The organism is Brevibacillus reuszeri (assembly GCF_002897295.1).
Lineage (GTDB): Bacteria > Bacillota > Bacilli > Brevibacillales > Brevibacillaceae > Brevibacillus > Brevibacillus reuszeri_A.
Window position 1 is genome coordinate 264647 of sequence record NZ_BEXF01000004.1, and the last position, 14260, is coordinate 278906.

13 protein-coding genes are annotated in these 14260 nt (G+C 48.9%); 6 read left to right on the forward strand and 7 right to left on the reverse strand.

What is annotated here, in order from left to right; all coding sequences use genetic code 11:
- Positions 1 to 202: 202 nt before the first annotated feature.
- The gene (gene thrS, locus C3B52_RS08915) at positions 203 to 2116 is read left to right on the forward strand and encodes a threonine--tRNA ligase (RefSeq protein WP_103105726.1); all 1914 of its coding nucleotides are present in this window, start codon (positions 203 to 205) and stop codon (positions 2114 to 2116) included.
- A 68-nt stretch (positions 2117 to 2184) separates the two neighbouring features.
- On the opposite strand, the gene C3B52_RS08920 is transcribed toward thrS, so the two are convergent.
- The 5 genes from C3B52_RS08920 to C3B52_RS08940 are packed head-to-tail and all read right to left on the reverse strand — an operon-like array spanning position 2185 to position 6492.
- Entirely contained in the window at positions 2185 to 3216 is a 1032-nt protein-coding gene (locus C3B52_RS08920) for a ThiF family adenylyltransferase (RefSeq protein ID WP_103105727.1), read from the reverse strand.
- 19 nt (positions 3217 to 3235) lie between these two features.
- A complete protein-coding gene (locus C3B52_RS08925) occupies positions 3236 to 3976 on the reverse strand; it encodes an ABC transporter ATP-binding protein (RefSeq protein ID WP_103105728.1) in 741 nt (246 codons plus the stop codon).
- Positions 3977 to 3980: 4 nt separating this feature from the next.
- Complete coding sequence (locus C3B52_RS08930; RefSeq protein WP_103105729.1) at positions 3981 to 4643, reverse strand: ABC transporter permease; 663 nt, start codon at positions 4641 to 4643, stop codon at positions 3981 to 3983.
- Between the two features lie 12 nt (positions 4644 to 4655).
- Complete coding sequence (locus tag C3B52_RS08935; protein WP_235615644.1) at positions 4656 to 5513, reverse strand: substrate-binding domain-containing protein; 858 nt, start codon at positions 5511 to 5513, stop codon at positions 4656 to 4658.
- A gap of 52 nt (positions 5514 to 5565) precedes the next feature.
- Complete coding sequence (locus C3B52_RS08940; RefSeq protein ID WP_103105730.1) at positions 5566 to 6492, reverse strand: substrate-binding domain-containing protein; 927 nt, start codon at positions 6490 to 6492, stop codon at positions 5566 to 5568.
- A 238-nt stretch (positions 6493 to 6730) separates the two neighbouring features.
- Between C3B52_RS08940 and C3B52_RS08945 the strand changes: the two genes are divergently transcribed.
- Positions 6731 to 8539: an aldehyde ferredoxin oxidoreductase family protein gene (locus tag C3B52_RS08945; RefSeq protein WP_103105731.1), complete on the forward strand. Its 1809-nt coding sequence runs from the start codon at positions 6731 to 6733 to the stop codon at positions 8537 to 8539.
- Between the two features lie 58 nt (positions 8540 to 8597).
- Here the strand turns inward: C3B52_RS08945 and C3B52_RS08950 are convergent, their stop codons facing one another.
- Both C3B52_RS08950 and C3B52_RS08955 read right to left on the reverse strand, forming a co-directional pair.
- Positions 8598 to 8870, reverse strand: coding sequence for a hypothetical protein (locus C3B52_RS08950; RefSeq protein WP_103105732.1), 273 nt, complete (start codon positions 8868 to 8870; stop codon positions 8598 to 8600).
- 1 nt (position 8871) lies between these two features.
- On the reverse strand, positions 8872 to 9147 hold the full coding sequence (locus tag C3B52_RS08955) for a ubiquitin-like small modifier protein 1 (RefSeq protein ID WP_049737667.1): 276 nt from the start codon (positions 9145 to 9147) through the stop codon (positions 8872 to 8874).
- A 68-nt stretch (positions 9148 to 9215) separates the two neighbouring features.
- Here C3B52_RS08955 and C3B52_RS08960 point away from each other — a divergent pair, with 68 nt between their 5' ends.
- The 4 genes from C3B52_RS08960 (at position 9216) to infC (ending at position 14254) form a co-directional block, all read left to right on the forward strand.
- A complete protein-coding gene (locus C3B52_RS08960) occupies positions 9216 to 10448 on the forward strand; it encodes a molybdopterin molybdotransferase MoeA (RefSeq protein WP_103105733.1) in 1233 nt (410 codons plus the stop codon).
- A gap of 56 nt (positions 10449 to 10504) precedes the next feature.
- Positions 10505 to 12424 carry a molybdopterin biosynthesis protein gene (locus C3B52_RS08965; protein WP_103105734.1) on the forward strand — a complete coding sequence of 640 codons (1920 nt, stop codon included), beginning with the start codon at positions 10505 to 10507 and terminating at the stop codon, positions 12422 to 12424.
- A 40-nt stretch (positions 12425 to 12464) separates the two neighbouring features.
- Positions 12465 to 13484: a GTP 3',8-cyclase MoaA gene (gene moaA / locus C3B52_RS08970; RefSeq protein WP_103105735.1), complete on the forward strand. Its 1020-nt coding sequence runs from the start codon at positions 12465 to 12467 to the stop codon at positions 13482 to 13484.
- A 263-nt stretch (positions 13485 to 13747) separates the two neighbouring features.
- Positions 13748 to 14254 (forward strand): translation initiation factor IF-3, encoded by a 507-nt coding sequence (infC, locus tag C3B52_RS08975; RefSeq protein ID WP_103105858.1) that lies wholly within the window; start codon positions 13748 to 13750, stop codon positions 14252 to 14254.
- Positions 14255 to 14260: the final 6 nt, after the last annotated feature.

The window sequence follows — 14260 nt, forward strand, 5'->3', positions numbered from 1 at the left end:
ACTTTGCTTTTACTATCGGCTAGCCGGTTAAATACCGTTACAATGACTTGAGGAGTTTGCTTTCAGGCGATGCTTTTTGTCGACCTTACCTTTTAAAGCAGACTTGAACTAGGGTGGTACCGCGAGAAAACACTCGTCCCTTTTTGGGGATGAGTGTTTTTTTATTTTCTCAAAATCAATAAACAGGAAGGAAGAATCCAAGGTGGCACAAATTAATGTAACTTTCCCAGATGGCGCAGTACGTCAGTATGATGCTGGGATCACCATCGAAGAGATTGCAGGCTCGATTAGCGCAAGCCTGAAGAAAAAAGCAGTAGCCGGTAAAAAAGACGGCAAAGTAGTAGATCTGTATACCCCTTTGGAAGAAGATGCGGCGATTGAAATCGTTACGCTCGATTCAGCTGACGGACTGGAAGTATATCGTCACAGTACAGCTCACTTACTGGCTCAAGCGGTTAAACGCATCTACGGCAGTGAAGTCAAATTCGGTATCGGTCCTGTAATTGAGGACGGCTTCTACTACGATATGGACATTCCTGTTTCTCTCTCGCCTGATGACCTCGGCAAAATTGAAGCGGAAATGGAAAAAATCGTAAAAGAAGATTTGCCGATTCGCCGTAAAGTTGTAAGCCGCGCGGAAGCAACCGAGATTTTCCAAGGTCTGAACGATCACCTGAAACTAGAGCTGATTCGTGACCTGCCTGAGGATTCCACTATCACTCTTTATGAGCAAGGTGAATTCTTTGACCTCTGTCGCGGACCGCACTTGCCATCTACTGGCTTCATCAAGGCATTCAAATTGATGAGCGTGGCTGGTGCCTACTGGCGTGGAAAATCAGAAAACCAAGTACTCCAACGCGTATACGGAACAGCTTGGCCGAAAAAAGCGGAGATGGATGAATATCTGCACTTCATCGAAGAAGCGAAAAAGCGCGACCACCGCAAATTGGGTAAAGAGCTGGAGCTGTTCATGTTCTCCGAGGAAGCACCTGGCATGCCTTTCTACCTGCCAAACGGCTTCACTGTTCGCAACGAGCTGGAGCAATTCTCCCGCCGACTGCAACAGCTTGCGGAGTACACAGAGGTACGATCCCCGTTCCTCATGAACGAGCGTCTCTGGAAAGAATCTGGTCACTGGGACCACTACAAAGAAAACATGTATTTCTCTGAGGTAGACAACGCGACTTACGCACTGAAGCCGATGAACTGCCCAGGACACATGCTCATTTACAAAAATGCGATGCACTCCTACCGCGACCTGCCAATCCGCTATTCCGAATTTGGTCAGGTACACCGTCACGAGTATTCCGGCGCATTGAACGGTATGCTTCGTGTTCGGACTTTCTGCCAGGATGACGCGCACGTATTTGTTCGTCCTGATCAGATCGAGGAAGAGATCAAGGGCATGATCCAACTGATCGACAAGATCTACAATGTATTCGGTTTTGAATACAGCGTAGCTCTCTCGACTCGTCCAGAGGATTCCATGGGCTCCGATGAGCTGTGGGAAACTGCGGAAAGCTCCCTGAAAAAGGTATTGGAGCACTTGGAAATGCCTTATGAGATCAAAGAAGGCGACGGTGCGTTCTACGGACCGAAAATCGACTTCCAAATCACCGATGCGCTGAAACGCCGTCACCAATGCGGAACCATTCAGCTTGACTTCCAAATGCCAGAGAAGTTCGACCTGACTTATGTGGGTCAAGACAATGAAAAACACCGTCCGGTTGTATTGCACCGTGCGATGTATGGTTCCATGGAGCGTTTCATCGGTATTCTGATTGAGCACTATGCGGGTGCGTTCCCAACATGGCTGACTCCAATTCAGGCACGCCTGATGAACATCAGCGAAGTTCACGTGCCATATGCAAAAGAAGTAAAAGCGAAGCTGTCAGCAGCGGGTATCCGTGTCGAGCTGGATGCGCGCAATGAAAAAATTGGCTACAAAATCCGCGAAGCGCAAGTGCAAAAAATCCCGTACATGCTCGTCATCGGGGAAAAAGAGATGGCGGACGGCACCCTGTCTGTGCGCAGACGCGGTGTAGGCGACGAAGGTGCAATGACTGTAGACGAGTTCGTAGAAAAAATTCGTGCAGAAATCAATGAAATGAAGTAATTGTGTAGACGATGAATAGGAAAAGGGCAGTCCGTTTTTAGCGGATTGCCCTTTTTGCCACGAGCGACCTAGTGCCCAACATATTTCGCATAAAGTGTCCGGGCAGCAGCTGTATCATGAGTCCCTTGTATGAGCACACGTCCATCTGCAAAAAAGACGAGGGTGTAGCCGTCTACATAAAAACGCAGCAGGAATCGGTTTTGTTCCACTTTCCCCAGAGCGGAGAAGCGCTGCGCAAGCGCGGTGAAATCGACGGTATAGTGCTTAGCAGGAGTGATTTGTACTGTATCCCGACCACATAGGGTGACGAACTCCTCTGCTTCAGTTTCACGAAGATCGAGGTACTCGAACTGTTGCTGTCCGCAGGCTGGGCAGCTTGGATTTTTCCCCTGACTGATAGGGAGTGAATCAAAATCGTTTTGCCACAAATCGATTTGCTCAAGATGCGGATTAAGCTGATCCGTAGCTCCTACCATCAGCTTGAGCGCTTCTGTGGCTTGGTACGAAGCGATAACATAGACAAGCGGTCCGATGACACCTACTGTATCGCAAGTTTCTCCCCTTCCTGTAGGAGCGTGTGGGAAGAGGCAGCGAAAACAAGGAGTAGCTCCTGGTCTGATTACGGCAAACATCCCTCGGGAGCTGACCGCACCGCCGTATACCCATGGGATTTGATGCTTGACTGCCACGTCATTCATAATATAGCGAATCTGGAAATTGTCAGAGCCATCCAGAATGACATCTGCATCAGCAAGCAAGGCTTCGGCATTGCCCGCATGTACATCAGCTACGATTCCTTCGACGATTACCGAGGAGTTAATGGCTGTAAGCTTTGTGGCAGCTGCCATTGCTTTCGGCAGATGCTGCTGGGCATCCTCTTCATCATAGAGCATCTGTCTTTGCAAATTGCTTTCTTCGACGAAGTCTCTGTCAATGATGCGGATATATCCAACTCCTGCTCGTACCATATGATTAGCGAGAACTGTCCCTAATGCACCTGCACCAACGATTGCCACCTTTTTTTGAGCTAGCTGCTCTTGACCGTGCTTACCGATGGGAGCGAAACGAATTTGCCTAGAGTAGCGGGAGGAAAAATCCATGGGTAGCTCCTTTCTGCTTTCAACAGATCATACGGCCGGAGACAAAATCCTGAAGCTCATGGCACGCGGGTCGGCTAAAAAACGTGTCCGTTTCACTGTACTCCACGATTCGTCCGTGAAATAAAAACAGGCAAACTTCTGCAAGTCGTCTTGCTTGTGGCAAATTATGCGTAATCATAAGAATAGTAGTCTTCTTTTTCTGGTTAATCAATTGAATGACCCGCTCAAAAATTTTGATGTTGGATGGGTCGAGGCTGGCGGTCGGCTCGTCAAGAAGGAGCAGGGCCGGTTCATAAACCAGTGCCCTGGCAAGAGCGATTCGCTGAGCCTCTCCACCAGAGAGCGTATTTGCTCTTTGATTTGCCAGATGCGACAGCTCAACGTACTGCAAAGCTTCGTGGACAAGAGCTTGAATCTGTGACCGATCCAATTTGCGATAGCGAAGTCCCAACGCAACATTGTCAAAAACAGAAGCGTGAAACATCGAAGGCTTTTGCGCGACATAGCCCATCTGACGTTGAATGGACAATCCTTTTGCATGAGTCAGGGACGCCAGCTCTACCTGCGTTCCGAAGAAACCCATGCTGCCCCGCCTCGGTTTCTCTAACAAGTTAATGACCCTCAGCAGTGTGCTTTTACCAGCTCCGCTAGGACCTACAATCCCGTACATTTTTCCTCGTTCAAATGAGATATGGTCTACGTCCAAAATGGTGCGTTCATCATACGTTACCGCGATATTTTGCAGCTCCAACTGATTCATCCGATCACCTTTTCTTTGCTTTCATCTGGTTTAGCATTCCGACCATCATAAAGCTGTTGAACAAAAAGCTGATGGCCAAGAGAACAAAACCCATCTGTAGGCCGCCAGAGAAATTACCTGTTCTCGTCTCCAGAATAATCGCGGTTGTCATGACCCGGGTGTGGTGCTCAATATTGCCGCCGACCAGCATGACGGCGCCGACCTCAGAAATTGCGCGTCCATAAGCGGCAGCAATACCAGACCAGATCCCGCCGCGAGCCTCCTTGATGATGGTGACCATCAGTTGAAACGGGCTTGCCCCGAGGCTCTTGGCTGTTTCCCAGTAGGCGTTTTCTTTTGCCTGTACGCCGGCCATTGTCAATCCAGTGATAATAGGGGTTACCAGTATCACTTGCGCAATAATCATGGCCTCTGCACTGAACAAAAGATCCAATGAGCCAAGTGGACCATAGCGCGAGAGAAGCAGATAGACTACTACGCCTACTAAAACAGGTGGCAGGCCCATGCATGTGTAAATCAGGATGACTATCAAACGCTTCCCTGAAAAAGAATACAATCCGAGAAAGGCACCTGCCGGGATGCCGATGAGCATTCCGATCAGTACGGAAGTAGTCGTAACCTGCAAGGAGAGCCAGATGACCTCCCATACGTCAGGGGTAAACATCATCGTCAAAAACTCCTATCGTTTTTTTGCATCAGGTACGAACAGACCTTTTCCATAGGTGGCTTGTCCGAATTCGCCAATGAGCTTTTGACCTTCTTCGCCTGTGAAAAATTGAATCAATTGCATGCCTTCCTCTTGTTTGGAGGAAGATTTGACCTGAATGATACCGTATGGATTCAAAAGAGACTTGTCTCCCTGCATGACAATTTGAAGACCGAGCTTGCGAGACAAGAAGGTTGCCTCGTCCGTCAAGGTATACGCTTTCTTTTCATCTGCCATTTGCAAGGTTTCGCCCATTCCTTGCCCGGAGGATAGATACCAGCTGCCCTCAGGTGTGATACCTGCTTCCTTCCAGATGCTTTTCTCTTTTTTATCTGTTCCAGAATCATCTCCGCGAGAGACGAAGCTAGACTTGCTCGCTGCTATTTTTTCCATCGCTTCCTTTGCTGTTTTCGCTTGCTTCAATCCAGCAGGATCATCAGAAGGACCAACGATGTAAAACTGGTTGTACATGACATCGTAGGCGTTGATTCCCAAACCCTTTTCCATGAATTCATCCTCGGATTTGCGAGCGTGCACCAGCAGTACGTCGGCATTGCCGTCTTCGCCCAATTTAATAGCTTGTCCAGTGCCGACAGCTACGACCTTCACTTTGATGCCGGTCTTTTGCTCGAAGACGGGAAGGAGGCTATCCAGAAGTCCGGAGTCTTGTGTACTGGTGGTGGTAGCAAGCACGATCTCCTTGGCTTCCTTAGAAGCGGTGGCAGGAGGAGTGGATTCAGGCGTCGGTGTCGCTGAGCTCGGTTGTGAAGATTGCTGTGAACAGGCGGACAGTAGCATCAAAACAAGCGCTAGAAAAAAGGGATAGATCATAGAAAACCTCTTCATCATGACGGGATTGCTCCTTTACCAAGAAATAGAAACTTCAATTGATTCTGGAAATTTGTTTGCCAGTCATCGAAATGTTGTATCCGCCTTGTGCAACGACGGCTTGTTTAAAGACAGGGTCCTGCAGTATGCTCAGCAGATCTTGGAAACGCTCCTGCTTGCACAGTTGGACGGGGATGACCAAATCGTAGCGTTCCTCATGAATGGGGAAAAAATCAAGTCCAAGCCCGCGTGCCACACTCTCGATTCCCAAAGCAGCATCCGCAGTTCCCTGAAGGACTGCTGAGCCAGTGGCATAATGCGTAGTTAATTCCAAATCATAGCCCGGAATTTCACCTGGCAAGACCCCTAACTGCTGCATGTTGAAATCAAGGAGGACTCGCGTACCGGAACCGCGTTGTCTGTTGGCGATCCGATGACGTCCACTTAACAACTCACTCCAGCTTGTAATCATTTTGGGGTTGCTCTTCGGAACCATAAAGCCTTGCCAGCGACTTACCAGATTGATGACCAATACGCCTTCGTTTGGGAGCAAGCAGCGAATATACGGCAGATTGTACTCACCGCTCGCACGATCCAGCAGATGAGTTCCGGCCATCTCTACCCTGCCTTTGTACAACTCAATCAAGCCATCCAGGCTCCCGCAAAAAGCAGGCAGGAGAGTGATTCCGCGCTCTGCCAATTTACGTGTAAGCAGATCAATTGTGAGGTCGTGACTCCCGGCAAATAGGATTTCGAGAGGCTGCTTCCGCAAGTGCACGGCATTGGTCAATGGATAAGTCGTATGCTCCTCTCGTGATTTGTTTTTGTGCATAAAGCTGTCTAAATCGGTCTGTAATATTCTCAGTGCTCGTCCAATTTTAGCAGCAGGCAATTCACCGCGCTTGATCATCTCATAAACAGTATAGCGAGTGAGCTTGAGTGCGACGGCAACCTCATCCGGAGTCAGATACTCATTCTCCAAAACGTCACCCCCTTTTTAGTTTGGTTGAATTGGTTTGAGTTAGTTTGAGTTAGTTTTACATGCTTTTACCTATAAATAACATACTTTACCACAGGGGAGCTAGGCAAGAAATTAATCGAAATATTGCTAATTTTGCTGAGTTTCACTGGTATTTAGGGAGGATTTCACACATAATAGTCGAACTAGGTACTTATTATTTGCGATTTTAATAAGAATGAAGAAAGGGAGGAGTCAAATCATGAATCTCGGTGGTTTTAAAAATCGTGAAATTTTGGTCGATCTTTCATCGGGTGCAGTCGGATATCAGGAAATCAATGAAGAACTGGCAAAGAAATATATCGGGGGACGCGGACTTGGGGTGAAGTATGTGTATGACAATGGCCCTGAAGTGGAACCGTTTTCCGCTGAAAACATTCTTTGTATCATGACCGGACCGGTAACAGGCTCACGTTCGTCCATGAGTGGCCGTTTGTGCATGGTTACGAAGTCACCTTTGACTGGAACAGTTACCGATTCGCACATGGGAGGTTGGTCGGCAGCGCGTCTCAAATGGTCCGGAGTTGATAACGTCATCTTCAAAGGGACCAGTGACAAGCCTGTCTATCTCTATATTGAAAACGGTCAAGGCGAGCTGCGAGATGCGAGTGATTTGTGGGGACAAGGAACGAGAGCGACTGTCCGAGCGATGCAAGACCGCTATGGCAAAGAGGATCTCAGCGTGATCTGTATCGGACAAGCGGGTGAAAATCTTGTACGCTATGCCGGTTTTATGAATGAGCATGACCGCGCGGCGGGACGCGGCGGGACAGGTGCAGTAGCTGGCTACAAAAAACTGAAGGCGATTGTCATCAAGGCAGCGCAAAAAGGAAATATGCCACAGCCTGCACAGGATGAGGAATACAAGAAAGCAAATCAAAAGGCGCTGAAAGCGATTATGGAGGGCGGATTGACTGCTCCGAAAAAAGGCGGTCTTTCTGTATATGGAACGAACGTTTTGACGAGTATCATCAACGAGGTAGGGGCTCTCCCGACGATGAACTCGAAGTTCACCCAGTGGGATGCTGCTGAGGGACACAGCGGCGAAACCGTAAACGCTACCTTGCTGGTAGCTGACAACACCTGTCACGCCTGTCCAGTCGCTTGTAAGAAGGAAGTAGAAGTGAAGGAAGGCAAGTACAAAACGCGCGTAGAAAGCTTTGAGTATGAATCAGGCTGGGCGCTGGGAGCAAACTGCGGTGTTGGGGACGCAGCACCGATCTCTTATTTAATCAATCTGTGCAACGAACATGGCATGGATACAATCGAGCTGGGGAATACGCTCTCCTGTATGATGGAGGCCTATGAACGCGGGTTAACGGAGGAAAAAATCGATTGGGGCGATGCAGATCGCATGATCGAGCTGACAGAAATGATGGTCTTCCGTAGAGGAATTGGTGATGTGCTTGCTGAGGGTACCGCACGCGCTGCGAAGCATTTTGGCGACGAAAACCTCGCGATGTGCGTAAAAGGTCAAGCGATTCCTGCCTATGATCCGCGTGGTATCCAAGGGATTGGTCTCGGCTATGCAACGAGCAATCGAGGAGCTTGTCATTTGCGTGGTTATACGGTTGCGAGTGAGATCGCAGGCATTCCGATGCCGACAGATCGCCTCGTGCCAGAAGGAAAAGGTGAGCTGTTAAAAGTGTTCCAGGACCTGCTCGCTTTCTCTGATTCCATGAATATATGCAAATTCTCCTCCTTCTCCGAGAATGCAGACAATTACGCAGAACAGTATTCCACGATGACTGGCGTGGAAGTGTCAGCCGATGATGTGATGAAAATCGGTGAGCGTATTTACAATCTGGAGCGCCACTACAACAACATGGCTGGATTTAATAAGCGTGAGGACGATCACTTGCCAAAACGCTTTACAGAGGAGCCGGCAACTGGAAACAGTGCAGGGCACGTCAGCAGAATGGATGTCATGCTGGATGAGTACTATCAAGTACGGGGCTGGGTTGACGGTGTCGTACCAGAGGATAAGCTGAAGGAATTGAACATCGTGTAAAACAGGCAAAAAGAAGGTGGGAACCTGTTTCCACCTTCTTTTCTTCCACTCATACCGATCATCCACCGACTCTCAAAAGCTTGGTGCGAAAACGCTTCATGAAGTGAGCAAATTGTTCTTCATCATGAGATGTGAAGTGGACAAACACGGCGTTTACATGAAACCGGGAAGTAATCGTTACAGTCTCCTCCCGCAGTAAATCTGCTTGCCAGCCATTGCCGAGCACGCTGATCGGCCAGGCTTCGGATTGGACACTTCCCCCGCACTCCACTAGGTACGTGACTAAATGAGTAACTGGAATGCCTCTAATCTCCAGGGTTTGATCAAGCATTTTATCCTCCTGCCACCGGCGGGAACAGTGCAAACTGATCACTTTCTAGTACGCGGGTCTGCAGTCCATCCGCATGAATGATGTTGCGTCCGTTGATAAATACATGCACAAACGGTTTGAATGTTCGCTCCGGTGTAAAGACCTCCTCTTCTAAAGCAGGATACATTTGGATGAGTGTCTCCATAATGTCGATGACCCGATTGCCGTTGTCCATCGGTACCTCTACCGTTTTGGCTTGGCAAATTTCACGGAAGTTGGCGAATACCTTTACGATCATAATTGAATATTCCCCTTTTTCTTTTTATTATAAATGATTTTGACAAGTAAGAAACGATGGAGGCAATCATGAAATTTTTCAATGTGAAAACGGTAGCGGAAACGTTGGATGTGATTGCAAATCAATTTCATCCGATTACACAGCCTGTGGAGGTACCTTTGACAGAAGCGTTGGGCATGGTTCTGTCCGAAGATATCGTAGCTGGTGAGCAGGTTCCGCATTTCGACCGATCTACTGTAGATGGATTTGCCGTCAGGGCTAGAGACACGTACGGAGCGTCCGATTCATTGCCAGCCTTTCTGACCGTCACGGGCAAAATTGAGATGGGAAAAGAAGCTAGCCAGGTACTGAGAGAAGGACAGGCGCAAGCCATCCCTACCGGAGGTATGCTCCCAGAAGGCGCAGATAGCATCGTGATGATCGAGCATGTAGAGGAAGTCGATGATTTGCTCAATGTGTATCGGCAGGTTGCGCCAGGAGAAAACATCATACGCGCAGGTGATGATGTGAATAAGGGAGATCTGGTCATGGCGGCGGGACAACGACTGCGGCCGCAGGATCTCGGGGTTCTTTCTGCGATTGGCATAACGACTGTGCGCGTGTACCCACGCCCTGTTGTTGCGATTTTATCGACTGGCGACGAGATTGTCTCTCCTGATAAAAAAGAGCTCGCTCCCGGTGAGGTGAGGGACATCAACAGCATTACGATCGGTGCAGCAGCTAGTCAGTGTGGTGCCGAGGTGATTTATGGAGGGATTGTGGACGATGATTACGAAGCATTTGCTGCAAAAGCAAATGAGCTATTCAATCGAGCTGATCTTTTGCTTCTTTCTGGAGGCAGCTCTGTCGGGACGCGTGATTATACAGAGCAAGTCATGCAATCGTTGGGGAATCCGGGAGTTTTGGTCCACGGTGTGGCAATCAAGCCTGGAAAGCCAACGATCGTTGCGAAGGCTGGAGAAAAGCCGGTCATGGGATTGCCAGGTCATCCTGCATCGGCATTAATCATTTTTCACCTGTTTGTCGTACCGTTGCTGCAAAAATTGCAGGGGCAAGCTCCTGCGCAGATTGATCAGCGAATCCGTGCACGTATTTCTCGCAACATCCCTTCTGCGGTGGGGAGATCGGATTATATCCGTGTAAAGCTGGAAGAGCGTGTAGACGGATTGTGGGCTGTACCTGTTTTTGGCAAGTCTGGCTTGATCTCTACCTTGGTTCGAAGCGACGGCATGGTAGAGATAGAAGCAAACAAAGAAGGGATTATTGAAGGCGATATGGTACAGGTTCATTTGTTTCAATGATGGATCTTTAAATAGCGTGTCACGTATGGAAACGATGAAATTTCAGGAGGAGTAAGATGCGTAAAATCTACTTAGAAGATACGCCGCTGAAGGAAGCGCAGGAGAGAATCACAAGCCGCATCCACTTCACGCCTATTGTAGAAGTGATCCCGACAAGAGAAGCGCTGGGAAGAGTGACAGCTGCTTCGGTTTTTGCGAAAGTATCCATGCCCAATTTCCATGCATCAGCCATGGATGGAGTCGCAGTTCGTGCAGAGAAAACGTACAGTGCAAGCGAGCAGCATCCCGTACGACTCCAATATAATGTGGACTATGTAGAGGTAGACACAGGAGATCCGATCCCAGATGGCTATGATGCGGTCATCATGATTGAGCATATTCATCAAGTAGATACAGAGACGATTGAAATTCTTGAAGCCGTGGCTCCGTGGCAGCATATTCGCCCGATCGGCGAGGATGTAGTCATTGGAGAGATGATCGTCCCCGATCGGCACAAGCTGAGGCCCGTTGATTTGGGAGCGCTCCTAGCGGGTGGGAACGTAACAGTCCCCGTACTGAGAAAGCCTCGGGTAGCGATTATCCCTACAGGTACCGAGCTGATCGAGCCCACTGCAAAGGTCGCTTCTGGAGAAATCATCGAGTTCAACGGAACTGTCTTTGCGGCATATTTGCAGGAGTGGGGCGCCGAGCCTGTATACTATGGTATTGTAAAAGATGACTATGAGCTGATCCGAAATGCAGTAAAAACCGCCCTAGAAGACGCAGATATGGTACTCTTAAATGCAGGATCATCTGCAGGCCGAGAAGATTTCACAGTTCATGTAGTAGAGGAACTGGGCGAGGTGCTGACACATGGCGTAGCCACTCGTCCTGGAAAGCCGGTTGTGGTAGGCGTCGTGAATGAAAAGCCAGTCATCGGCTTACCTGGCTATCCAGTTTCTGCCTATCTGAATCTGGAGTGGTTTGCTCGCTCTCTGGTGTATCATTATTATGGGCTGTTGGAGCCTGTGAGACAGCGTGTCAAAGCGATCATGGGACGGCGGATTGTCTCGGTCATGGGCGCAGAGGATTTTATTCGTGTGACCATTGGCTCGATAGATGGGAGCTACATCGCGAATCCGTTGACTCGCTCAGCTGGTGTGACGATGTCGATGGTGCGGGCGGATGGACTGTTGCGTATTCCCCCAGGAGATTTGGGATATGAACAGGGGGAGGAAGTAGAGATCGAGCTGTACCGTCCACTTGAGCAGATTCAAAATACCGTGGTTGCGACTGGTAGCCACGATCTGGCGATGGACGTGCTTCATTCCTTGGTTCGCAAGACGAATCCAGAGCGTTTTCTCGTTTCGTCACATGTAGGGAGCATGAGTGGCATATTGGCGATCCAAAAAGGAGAGGCACATGTAGCAGGCGTCCATCTGTTTGATGAACAGACAGGGGAATACAATCAGCCTTTTATTGAAAAATACCTTCGTGGTAAAGATGTCGTGCTAATCCAGATGGTCTACCGACAGCAAGGGTGGTTTGTGAAGAAGGGAAATCCGCTTGGGATCACATCTGTTCAAGATTTGGTAAAACCAGGCGTAACGTATATGAATCGACAGCGAGGAGCAGGCACGCGTCTGTTATTTGATTACTTGTTAAAAACAAGCGATATTGATCGCGAGCTTATTTATGGCTATTCGCGTGAAGCGGTATCTCATTTGAGTGTGGCTGCCGCAGTAGCAGGCGGGACAGCGGATGCAGGACTAGGCATTTATTCTGCTGCACATGCGATGGATCTCGATTTTATTCCTGTCTCCGAGGAGCGGTACGACTTGGTGATGAGTGCCTCTTTTTACCGAAGCAGTCAAGGTCAAGAGCTTCTTGCTTGTATTCGTTCCAGCGAGTTCAGGGAGCAAGTCGAGGCTCTGGGTGGCTACAGCTGTCGAGATTCAGGAAAGATTCTCTATTCATCATCTTCCTTGGGAGAGTAGTGAGGGTATCAGTGGTGCAGATAGAAAGGGGGACACTGCGATGCAAGAGCAAGTGTTTGATCTACGCAAACGGCCTCTTCGGGATTTGCGCATTTCCGTAACGGACAAGTGTAATTTTCGCTGTCGTTATTGCATGCCTGCCGAAATTTTTGGTCCGGATTTTGAGTTTTTACCGCAACATAAGCTGTTGTCCTTTGAAGAGATTACCCGTCTGACAAACATTTTTACCTCCCTTGGTGTTGGCAAAATTCGCATTACCGGCGGTGAGCCATTAATGCGGAAAAATTTGCCGGATTTGATTCGTATGATTCGGCAGGTGGAAGGCGTTCAAGACATCGCGATGACTACGAATGGCTCTTTGCTAGCGCGCCATGCCCAGTCTCTGAAGGATGCGGGACTGGATCGGGTTACGGTCAGTTTGGACAGCTTGGACAATGAACGCTTTGGACAATTGAACGGCAGGGGCTACCAGGTTGAAACGGTATTGAATGGAATTCGCGTGGCAGCAGAGCTAGGGCTATCGATTAAAATCAATATGGTTGTTCAGCGCGGTGTGAATGATCAAGATATTTTGCCGATGGCTCGCTATTTCCGTGAGCAGGGGCATACACTTCGCTTCATCGAATTCATGGATGTTGGCAACAGCAACGGCTGGAAGCTGGATCAGGTCGTTCCTTCCAGTGAGATTGTGCGCATGATTCATGAGGAAATGCCGCTTGAGGCGATCGACCCTAACTATTTTGGCGAGGTGGCGTCGCGCTACCGCTATGTCGGCTCTGACCAGGAGATCGGCCTGATTTCATCCGTGACCCAAGCATTCTGCTCCACCTGTACGAGGGCACGCTTGTCAGCAGAGGGGAAAATGTACAACTGTCTTTTTGCCTCTACAGGTGAGGATTTGCGAGAGCCTTTACGCGCTGGCCATAGTGATGAAGAAATCAAAGAGCAGATTCGCTCGATCTGGGAGCGGCGCGATGATCGCTATTCAGAAGAGCGCTTGAAAGAAACACCGGGTCTTGCCAAACGCTCAAAAGTGGAAATGTCCCACATTGGGGGATAAATAGTGATAAGCCTTGACAAAGGCATTTTGACCCTGTATTATAAAGGGCGTGTATAAACACTTCATACTTCGAGAACAAGCAGAGGCGCACAGCTTCTCACCTGGGTCGACGTCCTAATCGATTGTTGACAGGTAACTCTTACGCAAAGATCTTTGGATCTAATGAATTTGCTTAGGTGAGATATGTGCGAGCGCGATATGCGTTCGCACATTTTTGTTCCTTCTCGAAATTGACGGGGGTGGCAAGTATTAGCAAGGATCAAATGTTAATTAACGAAGCGATCCGTGCCCGTGAAGTCCGATTAATCGGCGCTGACGGGAGCCAATTGGGAGTTGTGCCCTTCAGAGAAGCACTACGCATCGCCCAAGAAGCCGAATTGGATCTGGTGAACGTTGCTCCTACAGCCAAGCCGCCTGTATGCCGTATCATGGACTATGGAAAGTTCAAGTACGAGCAGGCGAAGAAGGAAAAGGAAGCACGTAAAAACCAAAAGATCATCGAGCTGAAAGAAGTGCGTTTTTCTTCCAACATCGAGGAACACGATTTTCAAACAAAGCTTCGCAACGTCCGTAAGTTCTTGGAGGATCAACACAAGGTGAAGTGCTCGATCCGTTTCCGTGGACGTGAAATCACCCACTCCGAAATCGGACTTGCCGTTATGGAACGTGTAGCTGCCCAGTGTGAAGATCTCGCTGCGCCTGAGCGCAAACCGAAGATCGAGGGCCGCAGCATGATCATGATTTTGGCACCGAAAGCGGAAAGTAAGTAAGTAGTT